Below are 21,692 nucleotides of genomic sequence, written 5' to 3'. Positions count from 1 at the left end.
GTATACCTTTTTCCTGTTTTACCGGGGATTTGCTGCAATAAACAAAAATGTCTGGAAAGCGGTTCGCAGGATGATCTTTTGCCACTCTGTTTCGCTGACGCTTCGCGCTATACCTGCCGGGCAACGTAATGTTTAGCGGAGGTGGTGATGAGGTTATGGAAATGCGTAGCGCTGGTTTTACTGGTATGGCATTTTCCGGCATGGACAGTATGTCCTGTCTGGTCGCCTGCCCGGGCAAACGCGGAAATATCACGGCTACAGCAGCAAATGGCTCAATGGAATGACAGCTACTGGAAACAAGGCATCAGTGCTGTAGATGATAGTGTCTATGACCAGCTTGATGCGCAATTGGCCCAATGGCACCGCTGTTTTAGCGATGATTCACATGCAGACCAGTCAGTTCCACCCATTAGTGGAACGATATCGCACCCAGTCCCCCACACGGGGGTACGTAAGCTTGCAGATAAGCGATCTGTACAACAATGGATGCGTACTCGTGGCGATCTCTGGGTACAGCCGAAGGTGGACGGAGTGGCGGTTACGCTGGTCTATCGGGATGGTAATCTGGTCAGGGCAATTAGTCGCGGTAATGGGCTGAAAGGAGAAGACTGGACGAACAAAGTTCGCCAGATCCCTTCCGTGCCAAAAATGACCAAAGGCCAGCTGGCTAACAGTACGTTGCAGGGTGAGATTTTTTTGCCGCAGGACGGTCATATCCAACAAAAGAGTGGCGGAATGAATGCCCGCTCTAAGGTGGCTGGGATGATGATGCGCAAGGATAATCCAGAGTTGTTGCGATCTTTAGCCATTTTTATCTGGGCCTGGCCCGATGGTCCGGTGAACATGCCGGACAGACTGCGACAGCTTGCTGATGCAGGTTTCAGTCTGACCCGGCAATTTACCCAGCCTGTTAAAAATGCCGATGAGGTTGAGCGTGCCCGTACACACTGGTGGACCTCGGGATTGCCTTTTGTGACCGATGGTGTTGTGGTACGAACGGGAAAGGAGCCAGAAGCACGAAACTGGTTACCTGGCCAGGGAGACTGGCTGGTGGCCTGGAAATATCCTCCGGTTGCTCGGGTGTCCGAGGTGACGGGGATTCAATTCTCTGTCGGCAAGAGTGGGCAAATTGCCGTAGTCGCCTTGTTGGCTCCGGTTATGCTGGATGATAAACGAGTGCAGCGCGTCAATATTGGCTCTGTTCGCCGGTGGAATGAATGGGATATCGCACCTGGCGATCATCTCCTTGTCAGTCTGGCCGGACAGGGGATTCCCCGCATAGACGATGTGGTCTGGTGCAGTACCCAGCGGACTAAACCCGCTCCTCCAAAAGGTCATTTCAATTCATTAACCTGTTTTTATGCAACACGGGAATGCCAGCAACAATTTGTTGCCAGGCTGGTCTGGCTGAGTGCAAAAGAGGCGTTGAATTTTGACGGTATCGGTGAGGCAGGGTGGCGGGAACTCCATCATGCACATCGCTTTGAGCATATCTTTTCCTGGCTCGCCTTAACCCAGGAACAGCTACAGTCCACGCTTGGAGTCCGTAAAGGCGAGAAGTTGTGGCATCAGTTTAACCTGTCGCGTCAGCATCCTTTTACTCGCTGGATAGTTGCTATGGGAATACCGTTAACACAGGTGACACTGGATGCCAGTCGTGACCGATCATGGCGGCAACTACAGGAACGCGATGAAAAAAGCTGGCGGCAGCTTCCGTCGATGGGGGAGCGCCGTACCCGACAGTTAATTCAGTGGCTGGAGAATCAGAAAGTAAAAGCGCTGAGCAACTGGTTAGCAGCTCAGCGTATTACGGGCTTTACGCCTTAATGACCTTCATGGCGATAATAAAATACCGGCAGCCCTAACTTCAGGCGCAGCGCCAATAATCGGGCGGTAAAACCAAATAGCAGGGTAGAGATAACCACTACATCGTGGCTGGAGACATAATGTTGCAGCACAATGTAAAGCACGGCGGCGGCAAATGACACACCGGCATACAGCTCTTTCTGGAACACTAACGGAATGCGTTTGCAGAACATGTCTCGTAGGACGCCACCAAAGACACCGGTGGTGACGGCGGCGACAACGGCAATAATCGGTCCGTGCCCCATATCGAGCGCTACCTGAGCGCCAATAATAGAGAAAACTACGAGACCCAGAGCATCCAGTACCAGGAATATTTTGCGCAGGTAGGGCATGACGGGAGCAATAATCGTGGTCAGTACAGCGGCGGTTGCCACGATAATGACGTACTCAGGGTGTTTGACCCAGCCGAGCGGATAGTGACCGAGAAGAATATCGCGTACGGACCCGCCGCCAATGGCAGTCGCGGTGGCAATGATAATTACGCCAAATGTATCCATACGACGACGGCCTGCCGCAAGCGCACCTGTCATAGCTTCAGCAGTAATACCAATTAAATATAAAACGTGTAGCAGCATGCCTTCCCCCTGATTTGCTGGGGCTAAGGTTAACGATTTGTGCGCAATGTCACGATTGAGATTTTCTAAGGCGAAGTGATTTTAATAAAAATAGCTAATGCGAATTTATTGGAAATGCCAGAGATAACGGACTTTTGATCGTTAATTAGGATAATAATTGATGAGAAAATATAATCCAATTAGAGCAAAGAATAGCTGACAAAAGAGAATTACACGTAGCGCCACCGTTTATCGACACGCTACGTGTAAGGGAACTTACTCGATATTCTGAATCTGTTCGCGCATTTGCTCGATCAATACTTTCAGTTCAATCGCGGAGTTAGTGACTTCAGCATTGATGGATTTAGATGCCAGAGTGTTCGACTCACGGTTAAATTCCTGCATCATGAAGTCCAGACGGCGGCCGACCGCTTCTTTTTTCTTCAGGATGTTGTAGGTTTCTTTAACGTGGGCTTCGAGACGATCCAATTCTTCTGCCACATCAATACGCTGTGCCATCAGCACTAACTCTTGTTCAAGGCGGTTATTTTCCAGCTGCACCTGTGCATCTTCCAGCTTGGCAACCAGACGATCGCGCTGCCATTGCAGAATTTCCGGCATGTGTGCGCGGACCTTCGCCACTTCGGTGCTGACGCCTTCCAGACGCTGTTCGATCAATGTTTTCAGCGCTTGGCCTTCGGTTTCACGCGCGACAATAAAGTCATCCAGCGTACCGTCAAGTGCGGCAAGGATTTCGGCGGCAATAGCGTCCAGATCTTGCTCCTGGGCAGCCATTACACCCGGCCAACGCAGGATATCAACCGGATTAATTTCACCTTCATCGCTCTGCATTTTGACCCAGTTTGCGGCGGTAACGAGCTGTTTAGCGAGCTTCTCATTCAGAATCAGCTCACCTTGCGCGCTGGCGTCAGGCTCAAAACGCAGTGTGCATTCGATTTTACCGCGCGTCAGACGTGAGCGGATACGTTCGCGTACAACAGGTTCAAGGCTACGGAACTGCTCCGGCAGGCGAAAATAGGTTTCCAGATAACGCTGGTTTACCGAGCGCATTTCCCAGGTGGCGCTACCCCATTCACCCTTGATTTCACGCCGGGCGTAGGCGGTCATGCTGCGGATCATAGACGTTCCTGTTTTTAAAGATGAGATGGGAGGATTATAGCCATCCACGTCTTGTCAGGATAGGAATAACCGTCGGAAGTCCGTATAATGCGCAGCCACATTCGTTTCAAGTCGGAGATTTTATCATGCGTCCAGCCGGTCGTAGTGCCAATCAGGTGCGTCCTGTCACCCTGACCCGTAATTATACAAAACACGCTGAAGGCTCCGTACTGGTCGAATTTGGTGATACTAAAGTGCTGTGCACTGCCTCTATTGATGAAGGCGTTCCACGTTTTCTGAAAGGCCAGGGCCAGGGCTGGATCACCGCCGAATACGGCATGCTGCCTCGCGCCACTCATACCCGTAACGCACGTGAAGCGGCGAAGGGTAAACAAGGTGGCCGTACCATGGAAATACAGCGTCTGATTGCACGTGCGCTGCGTGCAGCCGTTGACCTGAAGACTCTCGGCGAATTTACTATTACCCTGGATTGCGATGTTATTCAGGCAGATGGTGGCACGCGAACCGCATCGATTACAGGTGCTTGTGTTGCGCTGGCTGACGCGCTAAACAAGCTGGTGGCGAGCGGTAAACTGAAAACCAACCCAATGAAAGGGATGGTCGCTGCGGTCTCAGTAGGTATTGTTAATGGCGAAGCGCTCTGTGACCTGGAGTATGTTGAAGACTCTGCGGCAGAAACCGATATGAACGTGGTGATGACTGAAGATGGTCGCATTATCGAAGTGCAGGGTACTGCAGAAGGTGAACCGTTCAGCCATGAAGAACTACTCACCCTACTGGCGTTGGCCAGAGGGGGGATCGAATCCATTGTAGCGACGCAGAAGGCGGCGTTAGAAAATTGATTTTAAGGGCGACGTAGTCGCCCTTTTTTTTGTCTGCAGATTTCGTAAATGATGAAAGTGAAAAGAGGAGCGAATCCATGAAACCATATCAGCGCCAGTTTATTGAGTTTGCGCTTGGCAAGCAGGTACTAAAGTTTGGCGAGTTTACGCTGAAATCCGGGCGCAAGAGCCCCTATTTCTTCAACGCCGGGCTGTTTAATACCGGGCGCGATCTGGCACTGTTAGGTCGTTTTTATGCTGAAGCGCTTGTGGATTCCGGTATTGATTTTGATCTGCTGTTTGGCCCCGCATACAAAGGGATTCCTATTGCCACTACCACGGCCGTTGCGCTGGCGGAACACCACGATAAAGATTTGCCGTACTGCTTTAACCGTAAAGAGGCGAAAACCCACGGCGAAGGTGGAAACCTGGTAGGCAGTGCACTACAGGGCCGAGTGATGTTGGTGGATGATGTGATCACCGCCGGTACAGCGATTCGCGAGTCGATGGAGATAATCCAGGCCAATGGTGCGACGCTGGCTGGGGTACTGATTTCTCTTGATCGCCAGGAACGTGGTCGTGGTGAGATTTCTGCAATCCAGGAAGTAGAGCGTGACTATGGCTGCAAGGTGATTTCAATTATTACCCTGAAAGACCTGATTGCGTATCTGGAAGAGAAGCCTGAAATGGCGGAACACCTGGCCGCTGTGCGGGCGTATCGCGAAGAGTTTGGGGTTTAATCGCCGGCGGCGCTGCGCTTACCTGGCCTACAAAGCAGTAGGCCGGATAAGGCAACGCCGCAGTCTGGCTAAGACGTTATTGCAGTTGAGCAACCAGTAGCGGCCAGCGGGTGTCAAAATCGTCCGTTGGACGGTATTTAAATTCGCTACGCACGAAGCGGGACAGCATACCTTCGCAGAAAGCCAGTAACTGGCTGGCCAGCAGCGTTTCATCCACAGCGTAACCTTCGCCCTCACGCATTCTTTTTTCTCTCAGAACCTGGCGCAATTGCGCCTCAATGCGCTCAAAAAGCTGGTTAATACGACCTTGCAGGCGGTCTTGCTCAAACATGAGCGCGTGTCCGGTCAGAATACGCGTCAGGCCGGGATTTCGTTCACCAAAACCTAAAATCAGCAGTACGATCAGACGCAGACGTGCGCTTGTGTCTTTTTCATCTTTTAAAATCAAATTGATACGGGTAATCAGACTATCTTCGATAAACTCAATCAGGCTATCGAACATGCGGGTCTTGCTGGGAAAATGGCGATACAATGCCGCTTCGGAAACGCCAACAGAGGCCGCCAGTTTTGCAGTCGTGATGCGTTGGCTTCCATCGCTGGATTCAAGCATCAGCGCCAGAGACTGAAGTATTTCTTCGCGACGATTCCTTTTCGCAGTTTGCTTTTCTACCATGTTACAAAATACCCCTGAAAATAAGCACTTGCCAGGCAGGCATCCACACAGCGACCGCAAACTGCTGTTTGCGGTTTGTTATTGCGTTATTGCGCTGTGGGATACTTCTCTACGGGTTACTTGCGCCCGGAATGGCCGAAGCCACCTTCGCCACGATCGGTGGCTTCAAACTCTTCCACCAGATTAAATTCAGCCTGCACGACTGGTACAAAGATCATTTGTGCAATGCGTTCACCAGGCTCAATAGTGAAGCTATCCTGGCCACGGTTCCAGATGGACACCATCAGTTGTCCTTGGTAGTCGGAGTCAATCAGACCGACCAGATTGCCCAGCACAATGCCGTGCTTATGACCCAGTCCGGAGCGCGGTAACATCACTGCCGCCAGCGAGGGATCGGCGATATGAATGGCTAATCCGGTCGGTACCAGTGTCGTTGCACCAGGTGCCAGCTCTACGGCGTCATCCAGACAGGCGCGCAGGTCAAGTCCAGCAGAACCAGAAGTTGCGTACGTCGGGAGTGGGAATTGTTGCCCTACGCGCGGGTCCAGAATCTTAACGTCGATTTTTTTCATCATAACGGGTCACGATCTCGTCGAGTAATAATTGGCCCAGGAGTTCTTTGCGCTCAAGCGGTAAGACTTTATCTCCATCCTGCCAGAAAAGGTGTAATGCATTGCTGTCGCTGTTAAACCCTTGAGTAGACAGTGAAACATCGTTTGCACAGATCATATCAAGGTTTTTACGAATACGTTTTTGCCGGGCGTATTCTTCCACATTATTCGTTTCTGCGGCAAATCCAACGACAAAAGGACGATTAGCATCCAGTGCGGCAACGCCAGCGATAATATCCGGGTTTTTGACCATTTTTACTGTTAATTCATCACCCTGCGTGGCCTGCTTTTTAATTTTTTCACTGGCGACGGTTTCTGCCCGGTAATCAGCAACTGCGGCGCAGCCGATAAAAATATGCTGCTGTTGTGCCGTAGATTGTACGGCGGCCTCCATTTCCAGCGCTGTCATCACATCTATGCGCTGTACAAAGGGGGGGGTTGATAGCGTAACGGGACCCGATACCAGCGTGACGTTTGCACCACGCTTTGCCGCTGCTGCTGCGATGGCAAATCCCATTTTCCCTGAACTGTGGTTGGAAATATAACGTACAGGATCAAGTGGTTCACGTGTCGGGCCAGCCGTAATCATGATGTTGAGATGTTGCAGATCGTTGACAGATGAGAAATGTTCAGCAGCCATATCGACAATCGTTAACGGATCCAGCATGCGCCCAGGGCCGACATCGCCACATGCCTGGCTGCCGCTGTCTGGCCCCCAGATGAGTAATCCACGTGAGGCGAGAATCCCCAGATTGTGTTGCGTAGCAGCGGCACGGTACATCTGTTGGTTCATGGCGGGCAGAACGGCAACAGGCGCTGGTGTTGCCAGGCAGATCGTTGAAACCAGATCGTTAGCCATGCCTGCGGCGACGCGTGCAATCAGATCTGCCGTAGCGGGGGCAAGAATAACTAAATCTGCCCATTTTCCCAGTTCAATATGGCCCATCGCGGCTTCTGCTGCGGGGTCAAGCAGGCTATCGGAAACGGGATAGCCCGAAACCGCCTGTAAGCTCAGGGGAGTAATAAACGCTTTTGCCGCCTCGGTCATTGCCACGCGGACGTCTGCGCCACGCTCCCGTAAACGACGCACCAGCTCAGGGGTTTTGTATGCAGCAATGCCGCCACTGACGCCAAGTACGATTTTTTTACCGGCCAGGCTCATCATGATCTTTCCTGTTGGGTTACACCAGAAGGCGGATATTTTATCACAATCCACCATTTGTCGTGCTTTTGACCGCGATCCACTTTGCGAGGCGCTACGAAGAAGTGAGAACTGAGCGTCGATTCGTTGTTGGCGTTATGCCACCATGCTGACGCCAAAGGAGGGAGGCATGAAAAATACAGGATGTTTGATGCCCCGGGAAAAGATGATGAAGCTGGGAGTCCGTTCTCTTACGGATGTTGAGCTACTGGCGCTCTTTTTACGCACCGGATTACGCGGTACTGATGTACTCACGCTGGCGAAAGAAATGCTTCAGCATTTTGATTCGCTTTATGGCCTTTTGTCTGCAGATTACATGGAGTTTAGCCACGTCCAGGGTATTGGCGTGGCGAAGTATGCACAACTCAAGGGGATTGCCGAACTGGCGAGACGCTACTACAACGTGCGGGTGATTGAGGAAAGGGCGCTACTTAGCCCGGAAATGACGAGAGAATTTCTGCAAAGTCAGCTTGCGGAAGAGGAGCGGGAGATCTTTCTGGTGATCTTTATGGATGCTCAGCATCGCGTAATTAAACACAGCAAACTTTTTTCCGGTACGCTTAGCCACGTAGAGGTGCATCCGCGAGAAATTGTCCGTGAGGCGATAAAAATGAATGCGTCAGCGGTGATCCTTGCACATAATCACCCTTCGGGGTGTGCAGAGCCGAGCAAAGCAGATAAACTCATCACCGAGCGTGTGGTGAAATGCTGTCAGTTCATGGATATCCGGGTGATTGATCATCTTGTAATTGGGCGTGGAGAGTACGTTTCTTTTGCGGAACGTGGTTGGATTTAGCGCACTTTACGCGATCCATCGGGATCTTTGTCTGTTCGGGACTTGAGCACATCGCTGACTCAGCGTATACTACGCCACCTTTGAGAATCTCGGGTTTGGCATTTGGGCCTGGCAATCGAGAGTTCGCGAATACATGAGATCATTCATTCGGCGTCCAATGATGATGCAGTATGAACGATTAAGTGTATTGAACTGCGATAACCGGGCTGAGAAGCCTGACGAGGCGCCAATACCCCATACGAAGCTCGAGCTAATTTGATTTTTGGAGAATAGACATGTCCCGAGTCTGCCAAGTTACTGGCAAGCGTCCGGTGACCGGTAACAACCGTTCCCACGCACTGAACGCGACTAAACGCCGTTTCCTGCCTAACCTGCACTCTCACCGTTTTTGGGTTGAGAGCGAGAAGCGTTTTGTCACCCTGCGTGTATCTGCTAAAGGTATGCGTGTAATTGATAAGAAAGGCATCGAAACAGTTCTGTCTGAACTGCGTGCCCGTGGCGAAAAGTACTAAGTACTAAGAGGAAATAAATCATGGCTAAAGGTATTCGTGAGAAAATCAAGCTGGTTTCTTCTGCTGGTACTGGTCACTTCTATACCACTACGAAGAACAAACGTACTAAGCCGGAAAAACTGGAACTGAAAAAATTCGATCCAGTTGTCCGTCAGCACGTTCTGTACAAAGAAGCTAAAATCAAATAATTTTAGTTTCGATGTCACGAAAAACCTCGCCTCGGCGGGGTTTTTTGTTTTCTGGCCGTCCCCATATTAATAAAACCTGATATACAGCCGGAGATGCTATGCCTGAATTACCTGAAGTCGAAACCAGTCGCCGTGGTATTGAACCTCATCTGGTAGGGGCAACGATTCTGCATGCCAATGTTCGGAATGGTCGTTTGCGCTGGCCGGTATCAGAGGAAATTTATCGTCTTAGTGATAAACCCGTCATTAGCGTACAGCGCCGTGCGAAATATCTGTTGCTGGAGCTACCGGATGGCTGGATTATCATTCATCTGGGCATGTCAGGCAGCCTGCGTATCCTCCCTGAAGAGCTTCCGGCAGAAAAACATGACCATGTCGATTTAGTGATGAGTAATGGCAAAGTCCTGCGTTACACCGATCCTCGTCGTTTTGGTGCCTGGCTGTGGACAAAAGAGCTGGAAGGACACAATGTTCTCGCACATCTTGGTCCCGAGCCTCTGAGCGATGATTTCAACGCCGATTATCTCCAGCACAGATGTGCGAAGAAGAAAACGGCGATTAAACCCTGGCTGATGGATAACAAGTTGGTGGTGGGCGTGGGTAATATCTATGCCAGTGAGTCGCTCTTTGCGGCTGGCATCCATCCTGACCGTCTGGCATCGTCACTGTCAAAAGCCGAGTGTGAATTGCTGGTGCGCGTTATCAAAGCGGTTTTACTGCGCTCTATCGAGCAGGGCGGGACGACGCTGAAGGATTTCCTGCAAAGCGACGGTAAGCCGGGCTATTTTGCACAAGAATTGCAAGTCTATGGGCGCGAAGGTGAGCCCTGCCGCGCATGTGGTGCACCCGTTGTCGCCACTAAACATGCCCAGCGGACGACGTTCTATTGTCGCCGCTGTCAGAAATAAAGTTAATCAGCAAGCTGAATAACGCGTTTTACTTTAGCTTGTCCATTAACGCCTGATGAACGTTCTCTGGTAAAAAGTGGGTCACGTCACCCTGATGGCGGGCGACCTCTTTAACCAGCGATGATGAGATAAATGACCACTCTTTGGAAGGCATCAAAAAGACGCTCTCCAGCTGGGGCATCAGATGGCGGTTCATGTGCGCCAACTGCATTTCATATTCAAAATCCGCGACCGCACGCAGACCGCGTATCAGAATGTTAGCCTGATTATCGCGGGCGAAGTTTGCCATCAGATCGCTAAATCCCAGAACTTCCACATTGCCAAGATGTGCCGTTGCCTGCTGTGCCAGTTCAACGCGCTCTTCAAGCGTAAACATCGGCTTTTTACTGGGGCTTGCGGCAATCGCCAGGATAACGTGATCAAACATGTGCGTTGCGCGCGTCACGATATCAATGTGGCCATTAGTAATTGGATCAAAGGTTCCTGGATAAATCGCCCGTTTTTGCATGACAACCCTCAATGCGTTTTGGGTGGCAGGTAAGGTTCCAGCAGCTGCAGCAGACGTTGTAGCGCACCCTGGTTTTGATACAGAACTTCAACCGCATGACGACCATAAAAACTACGATAATCTGCATCTGTCAGTAAAGAAGAGATCTCTTTAACCAGCGTGGTGGCGTCGGTAACGGTGATCAATCCGCTTGCCTGCTCCAGTCGCGCGCAAATATCTTTAAAATTAAAGGTATGTGGCCCCATCAGTACCGGAATGGCATGCGCTGCGGCCTCTAATGGGTTGTGACCTCCACGTTCCACCAGTGAGCCACCGACAAAAGCAAGGTCGGCAATGCCGTACAGAAGCATCAGCTCGCCCATAGTATCGCCGATAACGACTTGGGTAGCTGAAGACGGGACTTCACCCGAGGACCGTGTGGTATAGCTTAGCCCAGCCTGGCGTACGAGGTTAATAGCATCCGGGAATCGTTCTGGATGTCTGGGAACCAGAATCAGTAAAAGGTTCGGAAACTGATTTAATAGCGCCTGATGAGCAGCAATGATGATGCTTTCTTCACCATCGTGCGTGCTGGTTGCAATCCATACCGGGCGATGTGGTGCCCACTGGCGGCGCAATGTAATCGCTTTGGCAGCCAGTTGCGGAGTGACGGAAATATCAAACTTAAGACTGCCAGTAACCGTTACCTGATTGTTTCTTGCGCCAAGGGTAATAAAGCGTGCGCCATCTTCTTCATTTTGTGCAGCAATCAGCGTAATGCGACGTAGTAGCCTGCTAACAAATTTACCCAGTTTCGCATAGCCGGCAGCTGAGCGGGCAGAAAGACGTGCGTTGGCAATGACCAGAGGAATATGACGCTTATGCAGTGCAGCAATCAGATTTGGCCATAGCTCAGTCTCCATTATTAACACCAGCTTGGGGTCAACTTTGTTCAGGAAGCGGTTCAGTGCGTCTGGTAAATCGTAAGGGAGATAGACGTGTTGAACGTCAGTACCGAAAGCAGACTGTACGCGCTCGGAACCTGTTGGCGTCATGGTCGTTACCGTGATCGGTAGATCGGGATAACGATGTCGCAGAGCGCGAACTAAAGGGATCGCCGCCAGCGTTTCGCCTACAGAAACGGAATGAAGCATGATGCCGCCAGGTTTCAGTGGGCGGCGATAAAATCCATAGCGTTCACCCCAGCGTTTACGATAGGCCGGAGCCTTACGTCCGCGCACCCAAAGCCGTATCCAGATCAGGGGCTGAATAAGGTAGAAAAGGGCGGTGTAAAGCAATTCGAGCATAATAGTAGCTGACTTATGAATGTGCTGGGGATTCTATGTATTTAACTATGGCTTTACCATTACTTTTCCCGATTTTAGCTGAAATAGCCTTAAGTGCAGCTATCCCAGTGGACAATTCGCCATTTTTTGCATCTTTATGCGATTTGTTGATATTCATTGATAAAGTGGGTAATTCGTAAATGAAAATGTTCTTGATTGTTCATTCATCTGTTTGATTTTAAATAAAAAAATAATGGTTTTGCTTGATTTCTATTCATGTCGGATTGCAGCGAAAGAAGTGATACACTAGCGCGTAAAAGTAAGTGCGGTATCAGTAATCAGGTAACTGTTGAGCCTGGGGCGGTAGCGTGCTTTTTTCTGCTTAACTTAACCAGACAATCACAACAAAAGAGTCGCTTGTGGATAAGCCATTTCGAAAAATCCTGGTCATAAAAATGCGTTTTCATGGAGATATGTTATTAACAACTCCTGTTATTAGTACGCTAAAGCAGAATTATCCTGACGCAAAAATAGACATGTTGCTTTACCAGGATACGATCCCTATTTTGTCTGAAAACCCTGAAATTAATGCGCTTTATGGGATCAGTAATAAGGGGGCAAAAATAACAGATAAGATTAAAAATGCCCTTTCACTGATCAAAACATTGCGTGCTAACCAGTATGACCTTGTCGTCAATCTCACCGATCAGTGGATGGTGTCAGTGATTGTACGTTGCCTTCCGGCTCGTGTGAAAATTTCACAGCTTTATGGTCATCGACAACATGGTTTTTGGAAAAATAGCTTCACACTATTAGCTCCTGTTCACGGTGCTCATATTGTTGAACGTAATTTATCCGTGTTGGAACCTTTAGGTATAACGAATTTTTATCAAGATACCACAATGAGTTATGCTCCTGAGCACTGGCAAAAAATTCGTAACGCTTTGGGTGCTTTGAGTATAAAGGGGCGCTATGTCGTTATTCAACCAACTGCACGGCAGCTATTTAAATGCTGGGACAACGACAAATTCTCTCGTGTTATTGATGCCCTACATTACCGTGGGTACGAGGTTGTATTGACATCAGGCCCTTCGGCTGATGACTTGGCTTGTGTGGAAGAAATTGCACGGGCATGTGAAACCCGACCTGTCACAGCGCTTGCTGGTAAAACCAGCTTCCCTGAATTGGCGGCACTTATTGACCATGCGGATCTCTTCATTGGCGTCGATTCTGCACCGGGCCATATTGCTGCAGCGGTAAAAACACCAGTGATATGCCTGTTTGGTGCTACCGATCATGTTTTCTGGCGTCCCTGGACTGACGATATTATTCAGTTCTGGGCAGGAAATTATCAGTCTATGCCGAAGAGAAGCGAGCTCGACCGGAATAAAAAATATCTTTCCGTTATTCCTGCCGAGGATGTGATTGCTGCTATGGAAAAAATGTTGCCGCAAAAAAATGTGCAAACCGACATCCGAGATGTACCATTATGATCGTCGCTTTCTGTTTATATAAATATTTCCCTTTTGGTGGTTTGCAGAGGGATTTTATGCGAATTGCCCAAACTGTTGCAGCTCGCGGGCACCATGTTCGGATCTATACACAGTTTTGGGAAGGTGAATGCCCTGACGTTTTTGAGCTGATTAGGGTCCCGGTTAAATCAAGGACGAACCATGGCCGTAACGCTGAATATTATTCATGGGTGCAAGCGCATTTACGTGAACATCCTGTCGATCGAGTTGTGGGTTTCAATAAAATGCCGGGGCTGGACGTTTACTATGCTGCTGACGTTTGCTATGCCGAGAAAGTGGCACAAGAAAAAGGTTTCTTCTACCGTTTAACGTCACGTTACCGTCACTATGCAGCTTTTGAACGCGCGACATTTGAGCAGGGTAAAGCGACGCAACTATTAATGCTAACCGATAAGCAGATTGCTGATTTCCAGAAGCATTATCAGACTGAAGCAGAGCGCTTTCATATTCTCCCTCCCGGGATTTATCCGGACAGAAAATATAATCAACAGATCCCGAATAGCCGTGAAATTTATCGCCAGAAAAACGACATAACTGAGCAGCAACATTTATTACTGCAGGTGGGGTCAGATTTTACCCGCAAAGGGGTTGATCGTTCCATTGAAGCGCTGGCATCCCTGCCAGAAGCCCTACGCCATAATACGTTGTTGTTTATTGTCGGGCAGGATAAACCGCGAAAATTTGAAGCATTGGCGGAAAAGCATGGAGTTCGGGCTAATGTTCATTTTTTCTCTGGACGTAATGATGTTGCGGAATTAATGGCCGCTGCCGATTTACTCTTGCATCCTGCGTACCAGGAGGCTGCGGGTATTGTGCTACTGGAGGCAATTACTGCTGGGCTGCCCATTTTGGCATCGTCGGTATGCGGATACGCACACTATATTGAGGATGCAAATTGCGGTGTGGTGATTGAAGAACCCTTTCGGCAAGGCATGTTGAATGAGGTTTTGCGTGAAGCGCTGACACAGTCTTCACTACGTACTGCGTGGGCGGAAAACGCACGACATTATGCGGATACACAAGATTTGTACAGTTTGCCGGAAAAAGCGGCAGACCTCATTACAGGTGGTTTGAATGGTTGAACTGAAAGAGCCGTTGATCACGCTTTGGCGCGGTAAAGATACTTTTGAGGAAGTCAAAACATTGCAGGGTGAAGTGTTCAGAGAACTTGAAACCCGCCGGACTTTGCGGTTTGAATTAGCAGGTAAAAGTTATTTTCTCAAATGGCATCGAGGCACTTCCCTCAAAGAGATCGTGAAAAATCTGCTTTCGTTTCGTATGCCTGTTTTAGGTGCGGATCGAGAGTGGAATGCTATCCACCGGCTTAGCAATTTAGGGGTAGATACGATGCATGGCGTGGGTTTTGGCGAAAAAGGGCTGAATCCTCTGACCAGAACGTCGTTCATTATTACAGAGGATCTGACGCCAACGATTAGTTTGGAAGATTATTGTGCCGATTGGGCGATAAATCCTCCTGATATCAAAGTGAAGAGGATGATTATAAAACGTGTCGCCACTATGGTACGTAAGATGCATGCTGGTGGGATTAACCATCGCGATTGTTACATTTGCCATTTCCTGTTGCATTTACCCTTCACCGGTCATGAGGATGATTTAAAGATTTCTGTCATTGATTTGCATCGTGCGCAGATCCGCACTAAGGTTCCTCGCCGCTGGCGTGATAAGGATCTGATTGGTCTCTATTTCTCATCAATGAATATTGGTCTGACCCAACGCGATATCTGGCGGTTTATGCGGGGTTATTTTGGAAAAACACTGCGGGATATTTTTTTGTGCGAAATAGGGTTAATGAAAAAAACTGAAACTAAAGCTTCTAAAATAAGTGAAAGAACACAGCGTAAAGGATTATAATATAACAAATGGCTTTGTGGTTTTAATTATAATTGGTGTCGATATATTTAAATGAATATATATTTTATAAATTGGAAAGCTGATTATGAAGTCAGAATGATTAATTATCTGAAAGAGTATTATTCTATTTTTTCTGTTTATGTACCAGAAAAGTATGTATGGTTTGATAAACAGCTAAAAAAATTAGGATTGAAAAGTTGTTGGTTAGGTAAACTTTTTATCAAGAAATATCTCAGAGACTTACAGCCTCAAGATGTGGTAATATTTAATGATAGTTTATTAAATAAGGGAATTAATCAGTATGTAATTGATGCTGCAAATTGCCATAGAGTCTTGCTTCTCAGAAATTCGGTGGATGAAGAGTACATAAATAAAAATTGCAGTTCTTTTGATTTAATATATGATTTTGAATGTAAAAAAATAAATAATGAAAAAATAAAACATTTGGAACAGTTTTTTCCTATTGGGTTCGAGGAACTAGGAAAGTTTAAATCAGTTGCAGCGAAAAAAAATAAACCAGTTTTCTTTTTCCTAGGTAGAGAAAAAGGTCGGTTTGATACTATTTCCAAGCTTGCAGATAATCTGATAGAACGTGGTTTTATTGTCGACTTTAATATTGTCAAAGACAAAAAGACAACATTAAGTTCAAAATATTTTATTGATAAACCACTACCCTATAAAGAAAATATAAAACGTTCATTATTATCTGATGTCATTATTGATATTACTCAGGAAAGTCAGTCTGGCTGGACCCTTCGTGTATTAGAGTCGTTATATTTTAACAAAAAAATCATCACCAACAATGTTAATGTATTAAAATCATCCATATATTCTCCGCAGAGATTTTTTATTCTTGATTATGATGGTTGGGATAAGTTAGATAATTTCATTAATTCACCTGTTGCGCCGGTAGATGAAACGATACTACGTACTTTTAGTCCTGATTATATGATAGAGAAAATAGTCAGGGATATAAAAAACATATGATATTGGATATTCTCATAATTAATAAGGCTACTATATCACTATGAAATTAGCATTTATCGGTGAAGCTGTCTCTGGTTTCGGTGGAATGGAGACAGTTATTCAAGATGTAGTTCGTTCATTCTACAGTAACCTTCCGGACGCAGAGTGCAAAATGTTTTTCTTTTGTCGCAACGACAAAATGGATAAGGAGTGGTTGAACGGATTTGATTATAAATGCTCATTTTCTAATATTCGATTAGGTTTTTTACGTAGAGCGAAGCATATACATGCTTTTAGCAACTGGCTTAGAGAAAATAAGCCTGATGTTGTTGTGTGCATAGATGTTGTATCCTGTCTTTATGCAGATAAGGCGCGTAAGCTGGTTGGAATGAATTTTCCTGTTTTTTCATGGCCGCATTTTTCTCTCGATCATAAGAAACACGCCGAATTTGTGACTTATGCCGACAAACATTTAGCGATAAGTTCGGGCATTAAAAAGCAGATGATGGCGCACGGAATCCCTGAATCAGCCATTAGTGTGATTTATAATCCTGTCGAACCTAAGTCGATCACTATTCCAGCCAGTGAAATGAATGAACCAGCGAACTTTATCTATATTGGTCGCATGAAGTTTGAGGGCCAGAAGCGGATCAAAGATTTGCTGGAAGGGTTATCGCAGGTTGAGGGGCAATGGCACCTGCATGTTCTTGGTGATGGTTCCGATTTTGAAAAATGTAAAGCTTATGGTAAAAAACTAAACATTGATGGCCGTATTACTTGGTATGGTTGGCAGGCAAAACCATGGGAAGTTGTGCAGAAAGAGATTAAAAAAGTCAGTGCATTACTACTCACCTCCTCTTTTGAGGGGTTCCCTATGACATTGCTTGAAGCTATGTCTTACGGTGTACCTTGCATCAGTGCTAATTGTATCTCAGGGCCTGAAGATATTATTCAGCCAGGTATCAATGGTCATATGTATCAGCCTGGTGATATTAAAGGATTTGTATCGCTGCTCAATCAGTATACTTCTGGAGGTATTCAATTAGAGCATAAACATATTCCTTTAACTATCCGGGAGTTTTATAGTTCAGCCTATTTTGAACGATTGAGTAAAACCATTTTTTCTGCTGTTTCCCGGAGAGAATAATGCAGCAAGCCCACTTTAAAGAATCAGATTTTCTCACTTCTACGATTGATTGTAACCATCAGGGCAATGTAACAAGTATCTGCTTAGATATTACCTATGGTGTTGATCAAAATTTTCTTTTTGGTTGTGGAATATCGATTGCATCTATATTAAAGTATAATCCAGGAAAAAATCTACGGTTTCATGTTTTTATTGATTCTTTCAGTGATTCTGATATTAAAATATTTGATGCGCTCGCTGCACAATATAAAACAAGAATAACGATCTATTTAATAAATTGCGAACATTTGCGTACACTACCCAACACAAAAAACTGGACATATGCGATATATTTTCGATTTGCTATAGCTGACTATTTTATTAACAAGGCAAATAAACTTCTTTACCTCGATGCAGATATAATTTGCAAAGGAAGTATTGACGAATTATCCAATTTTTCTTTCCCTAATAATGAAGTTGCCATGGTTGTGACTGAAGGTGAAAGTGACTGGTGGATAAAGCGTTCAGAAATTTTGGGTGTATCTGGTATTGCGAATGGTTACTTTAATTCAGGTTTTTTATTAATAAATTTACCTCTGTGGGCTAAAGAGAGGGTTTCTGAACTTGCAATTGAAATGCTCTCTGATCCAGAGATTACAAACAAGATAACTCATCCGGATCAGGATGTGCTTAATATTCTACTGGCAAATAAATTGTATTTTTCCAATACAAAGTTTAATACTCAGTTTAGCCTCAATTATCAATTAAAAGATGATTTTTTTAACCCAATAAAAGATGACACCGTGTTTATTCATTATATCGGTCCAACAAAACCATGGCATAACTGGGCTGGCGACTATCCTGTATCACAACCATTTATCGATGCGAAAAAAGCATCACCCTGGGTGGATGTTCCGCTATTGAAACCGATAAATAGCAATCAGCTAAGGTACTGTGCTAAGCACATGTTAAAAAAGGGGCGTTATATAAATGGTTTGGTTAGCTATTTTTGGTATTTTATAAAAAAAATCGCTCATTAATAATATTAACTGTGAAATGATGATGGAAGGATAGCTTTGTGGACGATTTTCCTGTAATAGGTATTAATGAATTTAAAATTTATGATAGTAGGATTTTCCCTTCAAATTCGTGTGGCAAACTGAATATTGCATATGGTGTTGATGCTAACTACCTTGATGGAGTGGGTGTTTCCATCACATCAATATTAATAAATAATTCACATATTAATGTGGATTTTTATATTATCGCCGAACAATATGATGATGCATATCTGAAAAAAATTCATGATCTTGCAGAGTTATATCATGTAAAAATATCACTCTATACTATTAATGTTGATCAACTTACAAATCTACCCAGTACGCAAGTATGGTCTAGAGCGATGTATTTTCGGCTTTTTGCATTTAATTCGCTGAGCTTGAAGTTGGATAGATTGCTCTATCTTGACGCCGATGTGGTATGCAAAGGTGATATTAGCGATTTATTAACCATTAATTTAGACGATGCAGTGGTTGCAGTTGTTACAGATGTTGAACCAATGCAGGAAAAAGCGGTTGCACGGCTATCAGATCCTGAATTGAGAGGGAAGTACTTTAACTCTGGTGTGGTATACGCGAATTTGCGGAAATGGATTGAGTACAAATTAACAGAGAAAGCACTATCTATACTATTGGATAAGAATAGCACATATAAATATCCTGACCAAGACGTTATGAATGTGCTTTTGAAAGGAAAGACTATATTCTTGCCAAGAAAATACAATACAATCTATACGATAAAAAGTGAATTGAGTGATAAAACGCATCAAAAGTATAAAAATATTATCTTAGATAATACATTATTGATTCATTACACTGGTGCAACAAAACCTTGGCATAAATGGGCAGTATATCCCTCAGTTAAATATTATCAAAAAGCGGCTGATTTATCTCCTTGGAAAGATAATTTGGGTAGAGATGCGAAAAGTATTATTGAATATAAAAAGAGATACAAACATCTTCTTGCGCAAGGCAAATTTTTATCTGGGATTGTGGCAGGGATATTATATCTGCGTAGGAAACATTTCAACAAATAATCAAGTATTGTTATTATTGTAAGTAAAAACAATGTTGCTTACACTACTAAAAGTAGACCTTGTAACATATTAACTAACTATTATTCTTATGTAGATTTGGTGCCACGGAAAACGAAAGAACGAATTGATTTATTAATGCACAATAATATTCATAAGAACCTTTGGCCATTTCATTCTTATGTATTAACTTAGCTAAAGTTACGATGAGATGATTAAAATGAATAATGGTGAAGTATATTATTCTTTGTCTGGTTTTTGAGCATGTCTTTGTTCACGATTTGTTAAATTACAATGGACATTATGTGGAGCTTTTATCATTTACAGGTTTATCATGAAGAATATCAAATACATTGACAAAATAGATGTTGAAGAGCTCATCGATAATAAAACATCTGATGATGTAATTATATTTCTTTCTGGCCCAACATCTAAGAAAACTCCTTTGAGCCTCCTACAAATAAAAGATGTAATTGCAGTTAATGGCTCGGCACAATACTTACTGAGTCATAATATCGCACCCTATATCTATGTGCTTACTGATGTCCGTTTCCTTCACCAGCGGCGCGATGATTTCTATAGATATAGTCAGCGAAGTCGTTATACAATCGTTAACGTTGATGTTTATGAGAATGCTTCGGCAGAGGATAAACTCTATATATTGAAAAATTGCTTTATTCTCCGTTCTTATTATAAAAGAGAGAAAGGCGGGTTCTTTAAGAAAATTAAATTTAGTTATTTGAAAAAGTTTCATAAAAATTTATTAATATCAATACCAGTATCTAAAAAAGGCAGGCTTGTTGGTTTTAGCAAAGATATCAGCGTTGGGTATTGTTCATGCCACACTATTGCTTTTGCCGCAATTCAGATCGCATACTCATTAGCATTTGATAGAATAATTTGCTCTGGATTAGATTTGACAGGGAATTGCTCTCGTTTTTATGATGAACATAATAATCCAATGCCTTCTGAATTAAGTCGTGATTTAAATAAAATCCTCCCTTTCTTCGGGTTTATGCATGACCATATCGATGATTTAAATATTTATAATTTATCTGACGATACAGCTATTGGATATGATGTTATTCCATTTATTAAACCCGATGATATATTAAGCTTTTCCTGTAAAAAAATTGCTAAGGATAAAAACGTTACTCTTGATGGTAGTGTTAGCTATTATGTAGGTTAAGATTTTTTATCATTGATGCGTGGAATTAAAAATGCGGTTAGGAACTTTTCATAAAAAAAGAAGATTTTTTATTAATAAAATAAAAATAAATTTATTGTCTTTATTCCTTAATAAAAAAAGAAATGAGGATGTTAATTCAAAGAATATTCACTCATGTCTCCTTATCCATGATAACAATAAAATCGGCGATTTGATTGTTTTGAGTTCACTTTATCGAGAGCTTGAAAAGCGTGGTGTTAAACTATCTGTGCTAACAACAGTAACTGGAAAAGCATTTCTTTCTGGCAATAGTAAAATTCATCAGTTTTATATCAAGGAATCTAATAATATAAATGGGTTGGTAAAAGTATGTAATCAGTTACGATGCCAGCATTTTGATATTGTACTGGATCCATTTGAAACAATGCCTTCTTTTGGTCATAGTTTACTGCTGTTCAGTCTACGATCTTCTTATATACTCGGTTTTGATAAATGGTATCAGCGCTACTATTCTTCTTATGACCTGCACGATGAGAAATTGACTGAACATATGTGTACGCGGGCTAATAAAATACTCTCCCATCTGTATAGCAACAAGTCAGGTGAAATATTTGATCTTAGTTATGACTTACCTTTACCTGATAATATAGAACATAAGATCACCAACTTTGTTGGAGATTCAAACATTGTAATTATCAACCCATTGGGTGCTAAAAAAATATGTCGGTTAACATCGGAGCAAATTTATAATATTTATTCGCGCGTCCGAGAAATATGTCCAAAATATAGAGTTATTTTCACTGGCTTGCCGGAAGATTTGCAGTCAATTTCTATACCAGGAATAGAGATACTACCTTATGATGCTTTCATTTATACGGTAGCATTAACCAAGTATAGTAAGTTTGTTATATCAGTGGATACCGCACTGGTCCATATTGCCTCGGCATATAAAATTCCCACATTAGCTTTATATCCAAACTCTCGACATCCCTCTTATCCATCTCATCTAATATGGGCACCAAATAATTGTAATGCAATACAAGTTGTTTCATCTTCTTTCACTGTAAAAGATATCAGCCCTGATGTTATTGTCAATTCTATTGATACTTTGTTTGAATATAAAAGAAGTGAGCATCAGTCCACTTCTTAATAA

23 protein-coding genes are annotated in these 21,692 nt (G+C 44.6%); 16 read left to right on the top strand and 7 right to left on the bottom strand.

From position 1 onward, the window contains the following. The first annotated feature begins 147 nt into the window (after nt 1-147). Nucleotides 148-1,827 (top strand): NAD-dependent DNA ligase LigB, encoded by a 1,680-nt coding sequence (gene ligB, locus OGX98_RS02940; protein ID WP_286594801.1) that lies wholly within the window; start codon nt 148-150, stop codon nt 1,825-1,827. Here the strand turns inward: ligB and OGX98_RS02935 are convergent. Both OGX98_RS02935 and OGX98_RS02930 read right to left on the bottom strand, forming a co-directional pair. Further along, on the bottom strand, nt 1,824-2,441 hold the full coding sequence (locus OGX98_RS02935; protein ID WP_003024049.1) for a trimeric intracellular cation channel family protein: 618 nt from the start codon (nt 2,439-2,441) through the stop codon (nt 1,824-1,826). The genes ligB and OGX98_RS02935 overlap by 4 nt on opposite strands. Before the next feature lie 255 nt (nt 2,442-2,696). After that, nucleotides 2,697-3,560: a YicC/YloC family endoribonuclease gene (locus tag OGX98_RS02930; RefSeq protein WP_045448832.1), complete on the bottom strand. Its 864-nt coding sequence runs from the start codon at nt 3,558-3,560 to the stop codon at nt 2,697-2,699. Between the two features lie 125 nt (nt 3,561-3,685). On the opposite strand from OGX98_RS02930, the gene rph reads away from it, so the two are divergent. Together rph and pyrE are read left to right on the top strand one after the other, a co-directional pair. Next, a complete protein-coding gene (rph, locus tag OGX98_RS02925) occupies nt 3,686-4,402 on the top strand; it encodes a ribonuclease PH (protein ID WP_003024054.1) in 717 nt (238 codons plus the stop codon). Between the two features lie 77 nt (nt 4,403-4,479). Then, nucleotides 4,480-5,121: an orotate phosphoribosyltransferase gene (gene pyrE / locus OGX98_RS02920; protein WP_045448830.1), complete on the top strand. Its 642-nt coding sequence runs from the start codon at nt 4,480-4,482 to the stop codon at nt 5,119-5,121. 76 nt (nt 5,122-5,197) lie between these two features. Here pyrE and slmA read toward each other — a convergent pair whose 3' ends face one another. The 3 genes from slmA to coaBC all read right to left on the bottom strand — a co-directional run bounded on the left by slmA (nt 5,198) and on the right by coaBC (nt 7,567). Next, entirely contained in the window at nt 5,198-5,794 is a 597-nt protein-coding gene (gene slmA / locus OGX98_RS02915) for a nucleoid occlusion factor SlmA (RefSeq protein ID WP_045448829.1), read from the bottom strand. A 116-nt stretch (nt 5,795-5,910) separates the two neighbouring features. Further along, nucleotides 5,911-6,369 carry a dUTP diphosphatase gene (gene dut, locus OGX98_RS02910; protein WP_045448827.1) on the bottom strand — a complete coding sequence of 153 codons (459 nt, stop codon included), beginning with the start codon at nt 6,367-6,369 and terminating at the stop codon, nt 5,911-5,913. Beyond that, nucleotides 6,347-7,567 (bottom strand): bifunctional phosphopantothenoylcysteine decarboxylase/phosphopantothenate--cysteine ligase CoaBC, encoded by a 1,221-nt coding sequence (gene coaBC / locus OGX98_RS02905; RefSeq protein WP_136345383.1) that lies wholly within the window; start codon nt 7,565-7,567, stop codon nt 6,347-6,349. The genes dut and coaBC overlap by 23 nt, the downstream gene beginning before the upstream one ends. A gap of 169 nt (nt 7,568-7,736) precedes the next feature. On the opposite strand from coaBC, the gene radC reads away from it, so the two are divergent. From radC to mutM, 4 genes are all read left to right on the top strand, one after another. Then, on the top strand, nt 7,737-8,402 hold the full coding sequence (gene radC, locus OGX98_RS02900) for a RadC family protein (protein WP_045448824.1): 666 nt from the start codon (nt 7,737-7,739) through the stop codon (nt 8,400-8,402). A gap of 275 nt (nt 8,403-8,677) precedes the next feature. Continuing rightward, the gene (rpmB, locus tag OGX98_RS02895; protein WP_003024071.1) at nt 8,678-8,914 is read left to right on the top strand and encodes a 50S ribosomal protein L28; all 237 of its coding nucleotides are present in this window, start codon (nt 8,678-8,680) and stop codon (nt 8,912-8,914) included. Between the two features lie 20 nt (nt 8,915-8,934). Continuing rightward, nucleotides 8,935-9,102 (top strand): 50S ribosomal protein L33, encoded by a 168-nt coding sequence (rpmG, locus tag OGX98_RS02890; RefSeq protein WP_003024094.1) that lies wholly within the window; start codon nt 8,935-8,937, stop codon nt 9,100-9,102. A gap of 98 nt (nt 9,103-9,200) precedes the next feature. Then, entirely contained in the window at nt 9,201-10,010 is an 810-nt protein-coding gene (mutM, locus tag OGX98_RS02885; protein ID WP_284097081.1) for a bifunctional DNA-formamidopyrimidine glycosylase/DNA-(apurinic or apyrimidinic site) lyase, read from the top strand. Nucleotides 10,011-10,038: 28 nt separating this feature from the next. On the opposite strand, the gene coaD is transcribed toward mutM, so the two are convergent. After that, nucleotides 10,039-10,518, bottom strand: a complete 480-nt coding sequence (coaD, locus tag OGX98_RS02880) for a pantetheine-phosphate adenylyltransferase (protein WP_045448820.1) — start codon at nt 10,516-10,518, stop codon at nt 10,039-10,041. 8 nt (nt 10,519-10,526) lie between these two features. Continuing rightward, nucleotides 10,527-11,804, bottom strand: a complete 1,278-nt coding sequence (gene waaA / locus OGX98_RS02875) for a lipid IV(A) 3-deoxy-D-manno-octulosonic acid transferase (protein ID WP_048223116.1) — start codon at nt 11,802-11,804, stop codon at nt 10,527-10,529. A 398-nt stretch (nt 11,805-12,202) separates the two neighbouring features. On the opposite strand from waaA, the gene rfaQ reads away from it, so the two are divergent. The 9 genes from rfaQ to OGX98_RS02830 all read left to right on the top strand — a co-directional run bounded on the left by rfaQ (nt 12,203) and on the right by OGX98_RS02830 (nt 21,689). Next, nucleotides 12,203-13,276, top strand: a complete 1,074-nt coding sequence (gene rfaQ / locus OGX98_RS02870) for a lipopolysaccharide core heptosyltransferase RfaQ (protein WP_286594800.1) — start codon at nt 12,203-12,205, stop codon at nt 13,274-13,276. Beyond that, a complete protein-coding gene (locus tag OGX98_RS02865; RefSeq protein ID WP_286594799.1) occupies nt 13,273-14,397 on the top strand; it encodes a glycosyltransferase family 4 protein in 1,125 nt (374 codons plus the stop codon). Before rfaQ ends, OGX98_RS02865 begins: the two co-directional genes overlap by 4 nt. After that, nucleotides 14,390-15,187, top strand: a complete 798-nt coding sequence (rfaP, locus tag OGX98_RS02860; RefSeq protein ID WP_286594798.1) for a lipopolysaccharide core heptose(I) kinase RfaP — start codon at nt 14,390-14,392, stop codon at nt 15,185-15,187. Before OGX98_RS02865 ends, rfaP begins: the two co-directional genes overlap by 8 nt. 51 nt (nt 15,188-15,238) lie before the next feature. Next, nucleotides 15,239-16,174 carry a WaaS/CpsH family glycosyltransferase gene (locus tag OGX98_RS02855; protein ID WP_286594796.1) on the top strand — a complete coding sequence of 312 codons (936 nt, stop codon included), beginning with the start codon at nt 15,239-15,241 and terminating at the stop codon, nt 16,172-16,174. A gap of 40 nt (nt 16,175-16,214) precedes the next feature. Then, nucleotides 16,215-17,300 (top strand): lipopolysaccharide 1,6-galactosyltransferase, encoded by a 1,086-nt coding sequence (gene waaB / locus OGX98_RS02850; protein WP_286594795.1) that lies wholly within the window; start codon nt 16,215-16,217, stop codon nt 17,298-17,300. Continuing rightward, complete coding sequence (gene waaO / locus OGX98_RS02845; RefSeq protein ID WP_286594794.1) at nt 17,300-18,319, top strand: lipopolysaccharide 3-alpha-galactosyltransferase; 1,020 nt, start codon at nt 17,300-17,302, stop codon at nt 18,317-18,319. Before waaB ends, waaO begins: the two co-directional genes overlap by 1 nt. 38 nt (nt 18,320-18,357) lie before the next feature. Beyond that, a complete protein-coding gene (locus OGX98_RS02840) occupies nt 18,358-19,374 on the top strand; it encodes a glycosyltransferase family 8 protein (RefSeq protein WP_286594793.1) in 1,017 nt (338 codons plus the stop codon). A 331-nt stretch (nt 19,375-19,705) separates the two neighbouring features. Next, on the top strand, nt 19,706-20,560 hold the full coding sequence (waaZ, locus tag OGX98_RS02835; RefSeq protein ID WP_286594792.1) for a 3-deoxy-D-manno-oct-2-ulosonate III transferase WaaZ: 855 nt from the start codon (nt 19,706-19,708) through the stop codon (nt 20,558-20,560). Between the two features lie 31 nt (nt 20,561-20,591). Next, nucleotides 20,592-21,689 (top strand): glycosyltransferase family 9 protein, encoded by a 1,098-nt coding sequence (locus OGX98_RS02830; RefSeq protein WP_286594791.1) that lies wholly within the window; start codon nt 20,592-20,594, stop codon nt 21,687-21,689. The last annotated feature ends 3 nt before the right edge of the window (nt 21,690-21,692 follow it).

Source organism: Citrobacter sp. Cm046, from assembly GCF_030333065.1.
Lineage (GTDB): Bacteria > Pseudomonadota > Gammaproteobacteria > Enterobacterales > Enterobacteriaceae > Citrobacter > Citrobacter murliniae.
The sequence above is the reverse complement of the archived record's forward strand: the minus strand, read 5'-3'. Positions and strand labels throughout refer to the sequence as shown.